This window comes from Stenotrophomonas sp. FR024 (assembly GCF_047500745.2).
In the GTDB taxonomy this organism is placed as follows: Bacteria; Pseudomonadota; Gammaproteobacteria; order Xanthomonadales; family Xanthomonadaceae; genus Stenotrophomonas; species Stenotrophomonas maltophilia_A.
This window is the reverse complement of record NZ_JAXAXM020000006.1, coordinates 78,106-92,270: the sequence shown is the minus strand read 5'-3', so window position 1 is coordinate 92,270 and position 14,165 is coordinate 78,106. Positions and strand designations below refer to the sequence as shown.

General features: G+C 67.3%; 13 protein-coding genes and 1 pseudogene. 10 read left to right on the top strand and 4 right to left on the bottom strand.

Features of this window, described 5'->3' with window-relative positions:
• Nucleotides 1–139 precede the first annotated feature (139 nt).
• Complete coding sequence (locus ACMZ91_RS08885) at nt 140–886, top strand: N-acetylmuramoyl-L-alanine amidase (RefSeq protein WP_049462230.1); 747 nt, start codon at nt 140–142, stop codon at nt 884–886.
• Between the two features lie 88 nt (nt 887–974).
• On the opposite strand, the gene ACMZ91_RS08880 is transcribed toward ACMZ91_RS08885, so the two are convergent.
• A complete protein-coding gene (locus ACMZ91_RS08880) occupies nt 975–1,676 on the bottom strand; it encodes a LytR/AlgR family response regulator transcription factor (RefSeq protein ID WP_132808735.1) in 702 nt (233 codons plus the stop codon).
• Complete coding sequence (locus tag ACMZ91_RS08875) at nt 1,664–3,373, bottom strand: histidine kinase (protein ID WP_182267012.1); 1,710 nt, start codon at nt 3,371–3,373, stop codon at nt 1,664–1,666. Before ACMZ91_RS08875 ends, ACMZ91_RS08880 begins: the two co-directional genes overlap by 13 nt.
• Nucleotides 3,374–3,500: 127 nt before the next feature.
• On the opposite strand from ACMZ91_RS08875, the gene ACMZ91_RS08870 reads away from it, so the two are divergent.
• The 4 genes from ACMZ91_RS08870 to ACMZ91_RS08855 all read left to right on the top strand — a co-directional run bounded on the left by ACMZ91_RS08870 (nt 3,501) and on the right by ACMZ91_RS08855 (nt 7,204).
• The gene (locus ACMZ91_RS08870; RefSeq protein WP_414578377.1) at nt 3,501–5,012 is read left to right on the top strand and encodes an alpha/beta fold hydrolase; all 1,512 of its coding nucleotides are present in this window, start codon (nt 3,501–3,503) and stop codon (nt 5,010–5,012) included.
• A gap of 65 nt (nt 5,013–5,077) precedes the next feature.
• A complete protein-coding gene (gene mltA, locus ACMZ91_RS08865; RefSeq protein ID WP_414578379.1) occupies nt 5,078–6,253 on the top strand; it encodes a murein transglycosylase A in 1,176 nt (391 codons plus the stop codon).
• A 39-nt stretch (nt 6,254–6,292) separates the two neighbouring features.
• Entirely contained in the window at nt 6,293–6,706 is a 414-nt protein-coding gene (locus ACMZ91_RS08860) for a cysteine peptidase family C39 domain-containing protein (RefSeq protein WP_081352330.1), read from the top strand.
• Nucleotides 6,707–6,889: 183 nt separating this feature from the next.
• Nucleotides 6,890–7,204: a hypothetical protein gene (locus ACMZ91_RS08855; protein ID WP_032130155.1), complete on the top strand. Its 315-nt coding sequence runs from the start codon at nt 6,890–6,892 to the stop codon at nt 7,202–7,204.
• Nucleotides 7,205–7,359: 155 nt separating this feature from the next.
• Here the strand turns inward: ACMZ91_RS08855 and ACMZ91_RS08850 are convergent, their stop codons facing one another.
• On the bottom strand, nt 7,360–7,563 hold the full coding sequence (locus tag ACMZ91_RS08850) for a HigA family addiction module antitoxin (RefSeq protein ID WP_414578382.1): 204 nt from the start codon (nt 7,561–7,563) through the stop codon (nt 7,360–7,362).
• A 169-nt stretch (nt 7,564–7,732) separates the two neighbouring features.
• Here ACMZ91_RS08850 and ACMZ91_RS08845 point away from each other — a divergent pair, with 169 nt between their 5' ends.
• The 4 genes from ACMZ91_RS08845 to ACMZ91_RS08830 all read left to right on the top strand — a co-directional run bounded on the left by ACMZ91_RS08845 (nt 7,733) and on the right by ACMZ91_RS08830 (nt 11,544).
• A complete protein-coding gene (locus ACMZ91_RS08845) occupies nt 7,733–8,794 on the top strand; it encodes a two-component system sensor histidine kinase NtrB (protein ID WP_032130157.1) in 1,062 nt (353 codons plus the stop codon).
• On the top strand, nt 8,787–10,235 hold the full coding sequence (gene ntrC / locus ACMZ91_RS08840; RefSeq protein WP_414578384.1) for a nitrogen regulation protein NR(I): 1,449 nt from the start codon (nt 8,787–8,789) through the stop codon (nt 10,233–10,235). The genes ACMZ91_RS08845 and ntrC overlap by 8 nt, the downstream gene beginning before the upstream one ends.
• A gap of 93 nt (nt 10,236–10,328) precedes the next feature.
• Nucleotides 10,329–10,898, top strand: a complete 570-nt coding sequence (locus ACMZ91_RS08835) for a superoxide dismutase family protein (RefSeq protein ID WP_014035519.1) — start codon at nt 10,329–10,331, stop codon at nt 10,896–10,898.
• 31 nt (nt 10,899–10,929) lie between these two features.
• Entirely contained in the window at nt 10,930–11,544 is a 615-nt protein-coding gene (locus ACMZ91_RS08830) for a superoxide dismutase family protein (RefSeq protein WP_049462224.1), read from the top strand.
• Nucleotides 11,545–11,662: 118 nt separating this feature from the next.
• Here ACMZ91_RS08830 and ACMZ91_RS08825 read toward each other — a convergent pair whose 3' ends face one another.
• Complete coding sequence (locus ACMZ91_RS08825; RefSeq protein WP_049423143.1) at nt 11,663–12,550, bottom strand: hypothetical protein; 888 nt, start codon at nt 12,548–12,550, stop codon at nt 11,663–11,665.
• Between the two features lie 93 nt (nt 12,551–12,643).
• Here ACMZ91_RS08825 and ACMZ91_RS08820 point away from each other — a divergent pair.
• A pseudogene (locus ACMZ91_RS08820) lies at nt 12,644–13,946 on the top strand (acetyl-CoA C-acetyltransferase).
• The last annotated feature ends 219 nt before the right edge of the window (nt 13,947–14,165 follow it).

The following is a 14,165-nucleotide window of genomic DNA, read 5'->3' as shown; positions in this document are numbered from 1 at the left end:
GGGGGGGGCCGCCGGTGGGGCGCCACAGCGGGTAGACCATCCACGCATGGCGTGGATCTACCGCATCCTCTCTGGTGGGTGCCAAGCTTGCTCGGCACGGCGGCATGCATCATCGCGCCTGATCGCGCACAATCGGGCCATGCACCCGATCCGCACCGCCCTGATGCTCTCGGCCTGCCTGCTGCTGGCCGCCTGTGCCTCCGCGCCGCAGGAAACCCACAACCCGCTCGCCACCTGGGTGCCGTCACCCAACCAGAACGCGCGCACGCCCGTCATCATCGTCATTCACCACACCGAACAGAAATCGGTGCAGCAGAGCCTGCGTACGTTGCGCACGGCCAACAGCGGTGGACCGGTCAGCGCGCACTACCTGATCGGTGCCGATGGCCATCGCTATCAGCTGGTTGCCGATGAGCGCCGCGCCTGGCACGCCGGCGCCGGGCGTTGGGGCACCATCACCGACCTCAACTCGGCATCGATCGGCATCGAGCTCGACAACGATGGCCGCAGCCCGTTCAGTGCGGCGCAGATCGAATCGCTGATTGTGCTGCTGCGCGATCTCACCGCCCGCCTGAACATTCCGCCGCGGCAGGTGATTGGCCACGCCGACCTGGCGCCGACGCGCAAGCAGGATCCGAGCCGGTTCTTCCCGTGGCAGCAGCTGGCCGAGGCCGGTTTCGGCGTCTGGCCGCGCGCGGCCGACGGTGCGGCACCGGAAGGCTTTGACGCGTGGAGTGCGCTGGCCCGCTTTGGCTATCCGCTCGACAACCGGGACGCCACCGTCGCAGCCTTCCACCGCCGTTTCCGTGGCCGCGACGACCTGCCGAAGACACTGGATGCCGAAGACGCCCGCATCCTGCATTCCCTGCTGCTGCAGACGCCGTGAACCATGCCTGGCGCGTTCGCAGCGCAGGCATCTCCATGCCGTTCCCGCTCCCCGGCAGTGCCAGACCATGCCTGGCATCCTCTGGCGATCACCCCAGACCCAGCGCATCGCGTAGCGCCACGATGTGCGCGCGGCCAACAACCAGCTCGCTACCGTCGCTCAGCACCAGCCAGTAGCGGCTGCCGGAACCAGCATGCAACGTACGCACGTGCCGCAGGTTGACCAGGTGCGATCGATGGCAGCGGACGAAATCCTGAGGCAGTACTGAGGCCAGTGCAGTCAGGGGTTTGTCATGCAGCTCGCTGCGGCCATCGCGCATGCGCACCTGGCTGTAGTCGCCATCTGCCGCGATCCACATCACCTCCGAGAGCTCGACGGTTGCCGTTCCCTGCGCACGCCAGATGCCCAGGTAGCGTGCCCGGCCTGAACGCATACCGCTGGTATCGAACAAGCGTTCCAGCGCCTGACCAAGGCGTTCGCGCGCAAAGGGCTTGGGAACGAAGTCGAGCACGCCGTGTTCAAATGCCTGCAGCGCACGATCACGGTGGGCCGACACCACTACGCACTGGTAGCGGCCGGCTACCGCACGCCGCAGCAGTTCGAAACCGTCCTCGCCCCCAAGGTTGAGGTCCAGCAGCAGGCCGTCGTAGACATTGCGCTGCAGGCGGTCGCCGGCTGCCTCCAGATCGGCCACGGCATCGAAGCGTGCGCGCGTGCCTGCCAGCTCGGCGCACAGCCGCTGCAGGCGTTGGCGTACCAGCGGTTCGTCTTCAACGATCAGGATGCGCATGTCAGTTCGATCCGTCCGCACCATTGGTTGCCGTCGATGCCTTGCACGAAGCTCCATCCGCCGGGGCTGGCGGCCGCCAGACTGGCTTCGATGTAGCGCGTGCCCGTGCCGCGACCGCGATGCGAGGACGAGCCGTGCGCGCTGTGCAGTTCCAGCACCCAACGTCCACCGCCGCGCTGCACGCGCAGACGGAACGGGTGCTGCGCGCATGCCAGCGCACCGGCGTGCGTCAGTGCGTTTTCCACCTGTGCATGCAGGATGCCGGGTGGCAGCAACAGCGGCGCATCCTCGCCATCCACGTCCAGCACCAGGGGCTGGCCCAGTGCCTGGCCAACGATGTCCAGATGGCTGCGGCACAGGGCCAGCTCGTCCTGCAACGGAATGCTCTGCCGGCTGCTGCTGTCACGCAGCCGATCGAACTGATCGGCCAATGACTCCACCAGGCGGCTGGCACGCGAAGGTGCCTGCTCGATCAGTTCCTGCAGACTTGTGAGGGTGTTCATGAGCCAATGTGGCTGGATGCCTCGCTGCAACAGCTGCAATGAAAGCCGTGCGCGCTCTTCACGCAGCAACGCATTGTGCCGGTCCAGTGCCTGCAGCTGTGCCGCATGACGCAGCAGCAGGAACACCATCAGCACCGCCAGCAGCAGGAAGTACGGCCCATCAAGGAAGGCGCCGCGCGCGACCAGCAACGCCAGCAGACCGGCTAGCAGCAATGCCAGGATCGGCCATCTATCCTCTGTGTCGCCGCGCGCACGCAGCAGCAGCGATGCCGAAGCGAGCAGGCTCAACAAGAGCACTGCCGCCGAGCGGGTGTCAAAGCCAGGCAGGACGATGGCGAGCACCGCGATCACGGACAGATAGACGAAGCACCCGGCACGCGGAACCGCCACCTGGAATCGCCGCGCCAGATAGGCTGGCAGGAGCATGGCCGCGGCTACGTGCAATGCCAGCAGTGCAATCAGGCGCGGGACATGCCACGGGTAGTCATACCCCAGCAGGGAGCGCCACGCTTCCACTGCAGGCAACGCCAGTCCCACCACGCCCAGTGCCAGCAGAAGGCGAGCGCCGGGCGTGCGGGTCTGGCCACGCAGTACCGCCAGGAAATACAGGCTGGCTGCCGCCAGTGCGCCGATGGCGAAGGCCGCAACCAGCCATGGCAGGATGATCTGGCCATACAGCACAGCTGCGGGCGCGATCAGTGCCATCGCGTCGGCGCCATGCAGGGTGAAATGTTGTCGCTGGCTGGATGCAAGCACGACCAGCTCATCGGTGGCATTGCCAGAAGCGGGGGGAAGCACGTGGACAAGGTCGATGCGTCCTGGTTGTTCTTCTTCAGCGGTGCGGCCCACGACGCCATTGCTGATCCAGGGCGTGCCGTTCCAGTACAGCTGGCTGGCAGCGCGCAGCGACAGCCGCAACGTGCGGTCATGATCGTCGGTGCCGGTTGGCGCCGGCACCTGCCAGCGCAGCCAGTACGGGCCGCGCCACTGCGCCAGCAGCTGCTGATCCAGCGGACGCCAGGCCAGGTCCTGCGGCGGCCGCGCAGGCAGGGGGCTGGATGCCCCGGCGTCCGCAGGTGCCATCTGCGCCCCCTGCACGAACACCACGCCGGCGGGTGGCGTCGACACGACCAGCCATGCGGCCACCGCCGCAAGCAGCAGAGCAAGAACAGCCAGGGTACGTGGGATCTGCATGGCGGCCATCGTATCGGTTGCGTGGAGCCATTGGACCGCCTTTTGGAGACGTTCGGCAGGCGGGTGCCCCCACAGCCCTGTGATCGAGCCGATGCTGACCGCGCACGTCCCTCCTTTGGAGCCCACCATGAGCCGCAACGCCTGCACATCGTCCAGCAGTCTCCATCCTCGTCGCTCTGCCCTGGTCGCCACGGTGGCTACGTTCTGCCTGGCGCTCGCTGCGGCCATGCCGGCGCAGGCCACGCCTAGGGCATTGGTGTTCGAGCCGTACACGCTGCAGACCAGAGCACATGGCGCCATCCCTGCAGAGATCGCCGTGCTGGAGGTGCCGCGCCGACACAGCGAGCCGGACGGACCGCGCATGGGGCTGAAGGTGGTACGCCTGCGTGCAACCGGTGGCAATGGCCGCAGCGCCCCCGTGGTTTATCTGGCCGGTGGCCCGGGTGGTTCCGGCATCGATACCGCGCGCGGCCCGCGCTGGCCGGTGTTCGACCAGGTCCGACGCGAAGCCGACGTGCTGCTGCTCGACCAGCGAGGTGCCGGTCTGTCTGAACCACCGCCGGAGTGTCCGCATGAAACCCGCTTCGACGATGGCCAACCACTGCAGCGCGATGCGGCCCTGGCCGCATTGCAGGCGACGGCTGCCAAGTGCGTGGAATTCTGGCGTCAGGCTGGCGTCGATCTGGGCGCCTATACGACCGCCGAGAGTGCCGATGACCTGGATGATCTGCGGCGCGCACTGGGTGTGCCCAGGATCAGCTTGTGGGGCATGAGCTACGGCACCCACCTGGCGCTTGCGACGGTGCGCCTGCACGGCAAAGATCTGGAACGCGTCGTGCTGATGGGCACCGAAGGCCCCGATGACACACTGAAGCTGCCGCTCAGCAGCGATGCGCTGCTACAGGAACTGACGCCACTGGCCCGCAGGGACGGCTTCTACGATCTGGCCGGATCGGCAAAGCGCGTGCTGCAGGCATTGCGTGAGCAGCCGCGACAGGGTCGCAGCCGCATGCATGACGGTCGCCAGGTGACCATCGGTGAATTCGATGCGCAGATCCTGATTGCCAATGCTCTTGGCCAGCGGCATACCCAGCAGTGGCTGCCGTTGATACTCCGCGAGGCCGAGCGCGGCAACTACGACCCGCTGGCCGATCTGGTGCTGATCGTGCGCGCACAGTTCGCCCAGTACCCGGCGATGGGGCTGGCCATGGACGTGGCTTCCGGGCAGAGCCCGCAGCGCCTGGCGCGGGTGGAGGCGCAGGCACGCGAAAGCCTGTTCGGCGACGCCCTGAACTTCCCGTTCCCCGCCATCGGCAACGGCCTGGGTCTGGCCGATCTGGGCGAATCCTTCCGCGGGCCGCTGCGCAGCGACGTGCCGGTGCTGTTCATCAGCGGCACGCTGGATGGGCGCACGCCACCGGCCAATGCCGATGCGCTGCGTCCAGGCTTCAGCCATGGCCGCTCGCTGCTGGTGCGCAACGCCAGCCATCACCACGAGCTGTGGACCGGCAATCCTGCCATTGCCCGCAGCATCGTCGACTTCCTGGCGGGTCGCATCGTGAACGATGCCGAGCTGGACGTACCGCCGCCGGTGTTCGCCACCAGCAACAGTGGCCTGCTGGGCAGTGGCGCACGCTGAAGGGAGAGCGTGGTGCCGGGCACCCGGCGCGTCCGGCACCGTGCTGTTTCCTCTACATTGGGGCAATGAAAGACATCATTGCCCCCCTGAACCGCACGAGCTTGGGCCTTGTTGCGCTGGCTGTGCTCGCCGGCTGCTCCACCACCGCTCCCCGCACCGGAACCGAAGTGCCGACGCCGGTCACGCCGCCCGCTGCCACCTATGCCAAGGCCGCATGGAGTGCACTGCCACCGGTCTCCGACAGCGACCTGCAGGCCGGTTTCGTCGCCTGGCGCAGCAGCTGCGCCCGCCTGAAGAGCGATGCGGTCTGGGCCAAACCCTGCGCCACCGCCGCGACGGTTTCGGACAAGGACCCGGCGGCGATCCGCCAGTTCCTGCAGCGCGATTTGGATGTCTATGCATTGCGTGCCGGCGGCCACCAGGCCGACGGGCTGATTACCGGCTACTACGAGCCGATCTACGCCGGCAGCCTCACCCGCACGGCTGCTGCCACCGTACCGGTGTACGGCACGCCCGATGATCTGGTGGTGGTGCAGCTGGACAGCGTCTACCCGGAATTGAAGGGCAAGCGCCTGCGCGGGCGCGTCGAGGGCAAGGTGCTCAAGCCCTACGACGACGCCGGCACCATCGCGGCCAAGGGCGCCAAGGCGCCGGTACTTGCCTGGCTGACCGACCCGATGGACCTGCAGCTGCTGCAGATCCAGGGGTCGGGCCGGGTGCGCCTGCCCGATGGCACGCAGGTGCGGCTGGCCTATGCAGAACAGAACGGCCACCCCTACCGCGCGATCGGTCGCTGGCTGGTCGACCAGGGTCAGCTGAAGAAGGAAGACGTCACCATGGATGCGATCCGCGCCTGGGCCCGGGCCAATCCCGCGCGCGTGCCGGAACTGCTGCGCAGCAACCCCAGCTACGTGTTCTTCGTGCGCAACCCGGACAGCCCGGAAGGCCCGCGTGGTTCACTGAACGTGCCGCTCACCGCTGGTTACAGCGTGGCGGTGGATCGCAGCGTGGTGCCGCTGGGCAGCCTGCTGTGGCTGTCCACCACGCGCCCGGACGGCAGCCCGGTGGTGCGCCCGGTGGCCGCACAGGACACCGGCGGCGCGATTGCCGGTGAAGTACGCGCGGACCTGTACTGGGGCAGTGGCGATGCCGCAGGCAAGCTGGCCGGCGACATGAAGCAGAAGGGCAACATCTGGATGCTGTGGCCGAAGGGCGTGGCCTTGCCGGCTCAGAGACCGTGATGCCTGATCAATCATTACTCATCCATTGGAGCTTAAGCAATGAGCGCACTGAGGCGTGTACACCAACGTGACTGGAACAACGGTGATTGCGGCATAGCGTGTGTTGCCATGCTGGCGCGCGTTTCCTATGAGGAAGCGCTTGAGGCATTCAGGACGCTACCGGGAAAGGCAAAAGGCACCAGCTTCTTCACTACGCATACTGACATCGCGCAGATGCTGGCGCAGTTCAGTATCGCGACCAAGCGCGTGAGCTTCAGATCATGGCGGGCCATTGATCGACATGCAATTGTAAAAGTTAATCCTTATCAGTCGGGCCGGAGATGGCATTGGGTTGTCCTCGATGCAGGCAGGGACGAGCTCGTCGTTCACGATCCGAAGCCGGGCAAGACGCACTTGATCCGAGACTTTCGTGGGCTAAAGGGAAGTGGCCACTTCATTGCAGTTGCGGACTAGTGTCTGCGGCTGCCACCTCTGTCCGTCGGTTAGCGGCCGAGACCAAAGCCAGCTGAGTTTTGGAAATGGCCACTTCAAAGTGCGGTGGTCGTCGTACTGGGTGATAATTGTGGCAGTGCCGCGAACCACATCGCGGCGGCCTTTTCGAACTTTCCGGCCGCGCCTGCGGCCAGGACCTCTGCAATGACCTACGCAAAGCACAACGCAAAACCCGGCGCGAAATCCGCCGCGAAGAAGTACTACAAGCACTGGGCCGAATCGGGCCTGGGCAAGGGCAACGTGCTGATGGAAGCCCGTGGCGAGAAGATCGTGCGCCAGGTGGAGATCTACGGCACCAAGATGGTCTGGGCCGACGAGCATGCCCACAGCGATGACCGCTTCCTGCTGGCCGACCAGCCGGTGTCGTTCCTGGATTTCGACGAAGACGACGAGATCAGCGCGCGCGAATTCGAAAGCGCCTGGAAGAAGGCCCGGGAAGCCACCGGCTACCCGGTGTAACGCTGCCCGCCCGGGCTCGGGTCCCTTTCCGCAGGGAAAGGGCTCTGCCCCCGGGCCAAGGCTCAGGCAGCCGCGTTGTAGGGTTCGATCCGGGCAAGCACGTCGGCCAGCTTTTCCTTGGTCATCGCGGCATCGAAGTCGGCCTGCAGGCCGATTCAGAACTTGTCGGAAACGCCAAAGTAGCGGGATAGGCGAAGCCCGGTGTCCGCAGTGACTGCGCGATCGCCGGAGACGATCTCGCCGATATGGCGTTGTGAGACGCCAATTGCCTTGGCCAGCCGGTATTGGGTGATGCCCAGAGGCTCCAGGAATTCATGCAACAGGATCTCGCCGGGAGCGGGGTAGGGGGCGGTTCGCATGGGGTGGATCGCTCAGAAGATTGACGCTGGGAGCAGTGTGGCAATCCCGTGTGCCTGCGGAAATTGGGTTATGCGACCACGTACGACGCATTCGGCCTGAGGGGTCAGGGCCCTTTCCTGACGGAAAGGGATCCGACCCCGGACCCGCGTTTTGCACTACATTGGTGCAATGTCCGACCCCGCACCCCCGCCGTCCCTCGATGCCCTGGGCACGCCGTTGGCCTGGGCCGGGGCCGATGGCTGCATTGCCGGCTGCAACCCGGCCTTCGCCCGCTGGCTGGGCGTCAGCGTCCGGCGCCTGCTGGGGCGGCCGCTGGCCGCACTGGAAGTGCAGGGCGAGGCACTGGCCCATTTCCTGGCCCGCGATGAGCGCGACAGCCTGCGCCTGAACCGGTTGGCGCTGGCGGTGCCCGGCGAGGCGCCGCGCTTCGCCGAGGGCTGGATGAGCCGCCGCGACGATGGCGGCTGGCTGCTGGAGGCGCATCCGGTCGATGAATTCCCCGGGCTCGACCCGACCCAGGCCCTGCCCAGCGCGCTCAGTGCGGCGCTGAAGGGACTGGCCCACGAGCTGCGCAACCCACTGGCCGGGCTGAAGGGCGCGGCCCAGCTGCTGGCCCGCCGCGCGGCCCAGCGCGATGCCAGCGAACGCGAGCTGATCGAGCTGATCGGCTCGGAGATCGAACGCCTCAACGGCCTGCTCGACCAGCTGCTGTCGCCGGCCCCGGCTGCACCGCATGCCGAGCTGAACATCCACGCCGCGCTGGAACGCGTGCTGCGCCTGGCCGAGAACGAGGCCGGCTGGGCGGTACGCCTGCAGCGCGACTACGACCCCAGCATTCCCGAATTCCACGGCGACGCCGACCGTCTCACCCAGGCGGTGTGGAACCTGGTGCGCAACGCGATCCAGGCCGGCGCCGGCAACATCACCCTGCGTACCCGCGTAGAACACGGTGTACGCATCGCCGAGCAGCTGCACACGCTGGCGCTGCGCCTGGAGATTGCCGACGACGGCCGTGGCGTGCCCGAGGAGCTGGCCGAGCATCTGTTCCTGCCGCTGGTCAGTGGTCGCGCCGAGGGTACCGGGCTGGGCCTGGCACTGGCCCAGCAGGTCGCGCGCGAGCATCGCGGCACGCTGACCTACCGCTCGCGCCCGGGCCATACCGTGTTCACCCTGCTGCTGCCGATCATCAGCGGCGCCGCCCCGGCCGAGGAGGCCCCGCGCGATGTCTGAGTCTTTTTCGTCCCCGCAGCGCATCTGGGTGGTCGATGACGATCGGGCCGTGCGTTTCGTGCTGTGCACCGCGCTGCGCGAGGCGGGCTACCAGGTCGTCGATTTCGACAGCGCCGCTCCCGCCCTGCAGGCGTTGAGCGAAGGCCCGCCGCCGGCGCTGCTGTTCACCGATGTGCGCATGCCGGGTGACGATGGCCTGGTGCTGTTGGACAAGCTCAAGGCCACGCTGCCGCAGCTGCCGGTGGTGGTGATGTCGGCCTACACCGACGTGGCCAGCACGGCCGGTGCGTTCCGCGGTGGCGCGCATGAATTCCTGTCCAAGCCGTTCGATCTGGACGACGCCGTGGCGCTGGCGCAGCGTGTGCTGCCGGCCGTTGCACCGGCACTGGCGGCGCCCACACCTGCGGCGGAAGCGCATGGCGACCAGCCACCGCAACTGGTGGGCGATACCCCGCCGATGCGCGCGCTGTTCCGTGCCATCGGCCGCCTGGCGCAGGCGCCGCTGGCGGTGCTGATCACCGGCGAAACCGGCACCGGCAAGGAGCTGGTGGCCAATGCGCTGCATCGCGAATCGCCGCGCGCGCAGGGGCCGTTCGTCGCGCTCAATACTGCTGCAATCCCGTCCGAGCTGCTGGAAAGCGAGTTGTTCGGCCACGAAGCCGGCGCCTTCACCGGCGCCCAGCGTCGCCATACCGGTCGCTTCGAGCAGGCCAACGGCGGCACGCTGTTCCTCGATGAAATAGGCGATATGCCGTTGCCGCTGCAGACCCGTCTGTTGCGCGTGCTGGCACAGGGCGAGTTCTTCCGCGTCGGCGGCCGCGAGTTGATCCGCGTCGACGTGCGGGTGATTGCCGCCACCCACCAGGATCTGGAAGGCCTGGTCGCGCAGGGGAAGTTCCGTGCCGATCTGCTGCATCGCCTGGATGTGGTGCGTCTGCAGCTGCCACCGCTGCGCGAGCGTCGCGAGGACATCGCGCAACTGGCCAGCACCTTCCTGGCCGCCGCCGCACGCAAGCTGGATACGCCGCCGAAGCGCCTGACCGCTGCCGCACTGCAGGCGCTGCGCGAACACGACTGGCCGGGCAACGTGCGCGAACTGGAAAACGTGTGCTGGCGGATGGCGGCGCTGGCCGCCGCTGACACCATTGGCGTGGCCGACGTCGATACCGCGCTCAACCGTACGCGCGGTCGTCGCAGCAGCACCACCAACGCCGATCCGGGGCAGTGGGAGGCACTGCTGGCCGAATGGGCACGCCGTCAGCTGGCCGAAGGCGTGGAAGGGCTGCACGCGCAGGTGCGTGAGCGGGTCGACCATGCCCTGCTGGAGGCCGCGCTGCAGATCACCCATGGCCGCCGTGCCGAAGCCGCGGCCCGCCTGGGCCTTGGCCGCAATACCCTTACCCGCAAGCTGGGCGCCGGGCGCCGTCGCGGGGGCCATTGAACGGTCCCTGCACGCGATCCTCGCGCCCGCTTGCCGAACCGTTGATCGTTCATGGACGATGCCGTCCGTAGTGTCACCTGCAAGGAGTCTTCGATGCGTCTGTCCTTTGCCATCCTGCCGTTGTCCGCCGCCGTGCTGCTGTCTGCCTGTGGCAGCGCACCGAAGAAGGCCGAACCCACCCCGCCACCGCCGACCGTGGTCAGCGCCGCCAAGCAGGCCGAGGCCAATCTGTCGCCGGCCTCGGCCAGCATCGTCAGTGGCCGCATCGCGCTGATGGTGGAGCCCGGTGGCATCCACATCACCGGGCTGATCGGTGGCCTGCAGCCGATGCAGCAGGCCGGCTTCCACATCCACGAGCGCGGCGACTGCAGCGCGGTGGATGCCAGCAGTGCCGGCAATCACTTCAATCCCGGTGGCGCTGCGCATGGCCGCGCCGGCACCGGCAAGCACCACCTGGGCGACATGGACAATCTGCGTGCCGACGCCCAGGGCCGCGCCAACGTCGATATCCACCTCAAGGGCGTTACCCTTGGCGGAGGCGCCGCCACCGATATCGCCGGACGTGCACTGGTCGTGCATGCCAACGCCGACGACTATCGCAGCCAGCCCGCCGGCAATGCCGGCGTCCGCATCGCCTGTGGCGTGATCCGGGTTGTCCGCTGATCACTGCAGGCATCATCCAGGGAGAGATTCCATGCGTTTGATCCACACTTCGCTGTTCGCAGCCATTGCTGCACTGGGCCTGGCGGCCTGCAACCAGCAGCCGGCCGCGCCGCAGGCTGAAACCGCGCCGGCCGCTCCGGCCGACGGCGCCACCGCCGAACCGGCCGCAGCACCTGCACCGGCTGCCGATGCCTCGGCCACGGCCGAGCTGGCGCCGACCCAGGGCAACGAGACCAAGGGCAGCGTCACCTTCAAGGTGGTTGACGGCAAGGTCCACGTGACCGGTCAGATCAGCGGCCTGAAGCCGGGCAGCGAGCACGGCTTCCACATCCACGAGAAGGGCGACTGCAGCGCGCCGGACGGCATGAGCGCCGGTGGCCACTTCAACCCGGGCAAGCAGGATCACGGCAGCGTGTCCGCCGATCCGCACCACGGTGGCGACATGCCCAACATCAAGGCCGACGACAAGGGCGTGGCCACCATCGACGGCCCGGTGTCGAGCAACGTCAACATCGGCAAGGGCGATGACTTCGACATCATCGGCCGCGGCCTGATCGTCCATGCCGATGCGGATGACTACAAGACCCAGCCGACCGGCAACGCCGGTGCGCGCCTGGCCTGCGCAGTGATCCAGAAGGCGCAGTAAGCCATCAGAAAACGCCGGCGCAAGCCGGCGTTTTTTCTTTATCGGTAGTGCCGGCCGCTGGCCGGCAATCGCAGATCCGGAGGTCGCCGGCCAGCGGCCGGCACTACCAACACCCGCATCAGCGCGCCAGCAACTCGCGCGCGTCCTGACCGGCCTCGCAGTGCACGAACAGCACCGGCACGCCGTGCGCTTCCAGCACCGCGGCCATCTGCCGCTGGCGCATCAGGAACTGCTCGTAGATGCCCTTCAGGCGGTCGCAGTCGTTCTTGCCGTGGTTGTAGTGCGCGCACCAGCCGGCCGGATCGAACAGCGCCATGCGTGCCTCGCCGTGCGTGTAGCGCAGCAGCGGCTCGGGCGCGGCGTTGAGCCATTCGTCCTCGCCCGGGGCCATGATCGCGGTCTCGATCAGCGGCCACAGCGCGGCCAGGCCCTGATTGTCGTACTGCATCGACATCATCGCGGCCAGATCATTCACGGTGAAATAGCGCGCATGCTCGATGCGGGCACCGAAGGTGTTCTGCGCCATCAACGCGGTATCGGCATGCGCCATGCCGTTGGCCAGCAGCGTGTCTTCCAGCGCCTCGGCCACCGCATTGGTCGTCGCCACGTCGCTGCCGGTCAGCAGGAACGGCACCACGCGCAGGCCACCGCCCACCAGGCTGGCATCGGCCTGGAACGGCAGCGGCACGTCACCGTTGGCATCGGTACCGAAGGCCAGCAGGCGCGGGCCCTGGTTACGGCCCGGCGCACGCATCTGCAGTTCTTCCAGGCGGCGATGGATCGGCCAGCCCGGGCGCAGCACTTCGGCCGGGTCGAAATGGGCGGCGGCGAACACCAAGTCCAGCTCGGCCACCTGCGGCACCAGCTTGGACAGGTCGCGGCCGACGCGATCGGCCAGTTCACCGGCCTGTTCGGCGCTGAGCACCGCCTGGCGGGGGATTTCGCCGCCGGCCAGTTCCAGGGCCAGCACGCCAAGGGCATTCATCGCGGGGTCGGGTTTGCTCATGGTTCCACGGTTGGCCCATCACAGGGCGGCAGCTACACTTGGCTCCATTATGCCTGCTCCGTCGTGCAGGCCATGTTGCAGACACCCTCATCCATGCCAGGTATCTCCATGCCCAACGCTCGTCCCGTCGCCATCCTCGGTGGCGTCCGCATTCCGTTCTGCCGCCAGAACACCGCGTATTCGGATGTCGGCAACCTTGGCATGTCGGTCCGTACGCTGGGCGCGCTGGTCGAACGTTTCGGCCTGCACGGCCAGCAGCTGGGTGAAGTGGCGATGGGTGCGGTGATCAAGCACTCCAGCGACTGGAACCTGGGCCGCGAAGCCACGCTCTCTTCTGGCCTGTCGCCGTTGACCCCGGGCATCACCCTGCAGCGCGCCTGCGGCACCTCGCTGGACAGCATCATCACGGTTGCCAACAAGATCGCGCTGGGCCAGATCGAATCGGGTATCGGTGGCGGTTCGGACACAACCTCCGACGTGCCGATCGTCTACGGCAAGAAGCTGCGCGCGCGCCTGCTGGCCGCCAACCGTGCCAAGAGCACCGGCGACAAGATCCGCGCGCTCACCGCTGGCTTCAAGTTCTCCGAGCTCAAGCCCGAATTCCCGGGCGTGGCCGAGCCGCGCACCGGCAAGAGCATGGGTGACCACTGCGAGGACATGGCCAAGGAATGGAACATCTCGCGTGACTCGCAGGACGAGTGGGCGGTGTCGTCGCACAAGAAGCTGGCTGCTGCCTATGAGCGCGGTTTCTTCAACGACCTGATCGCACCGTTCCGTGGTGTCGAGCGTGACAACATCCTGCGCCCTGATACTTCGCTGGAGAAGCTGGCCACGCTGAAGCCGGCGTTCGACAAGGTCTCCGGCCGCGGCACGCTCACCGCCGCCAACTCCACGCCGCTGACCGACGGCGCCGCCGCCGTGCTGCTGGCCAGCGAAGAGTGGGCGCGCGCCCCCCCCCCACGGCCATGAGCCGCAGGCCTATCTGCGTGACGCGCACGTCTCGGCGGTGGACTTCGTGCATGGCGAAGGCCTGCTGATGGCGCCGACCGTGGCCGTGCCGGAGATGCTCAAGCGCAACGGCCTGACCCTGCAGGACTTCGACATCTACGAGATCCACGAAGCTTTTGCCGCGCAGGTGCTGTGCACCCTGCGTGCGTGGGAGAGCGAGGATTACTGCCGCAATCGCCTGGGCCTGGATGCACCGCTGGGTCGCATCGACCCGGACAAGATCAACCTGCTGGGCTCGTCGCTGGCCACTGGCCACCCGTTCGCGGCGACTGGCGCACGCGTCATCGCCACCGCAGCCAAGCAGCTGGCCGAACGCGGCGGTGGCCGCGCGCTGGTGTCGATCTGCACCGCCGGCGGCATGGGCGTAGTGGCGATCGTCGAACGCTGATCGTTGCGACCGCGCGCCAACCAAGGTTGGCGACTACCGGGAATGCGCGCTGGATCTGCTTTGGTAGATGCCGACCTTGGTCGGCCATGCGATGTCATCGTTCGGAAGATGTCAGAGCGCCAACCAAGGTTGGCGACTACCGGATTTCACAGATGAAAACGCCGCCCAATGGGCGGCGTTTTTTCTGCTCCGGTGGGTGCCGACCGTTGGTCGGCACAC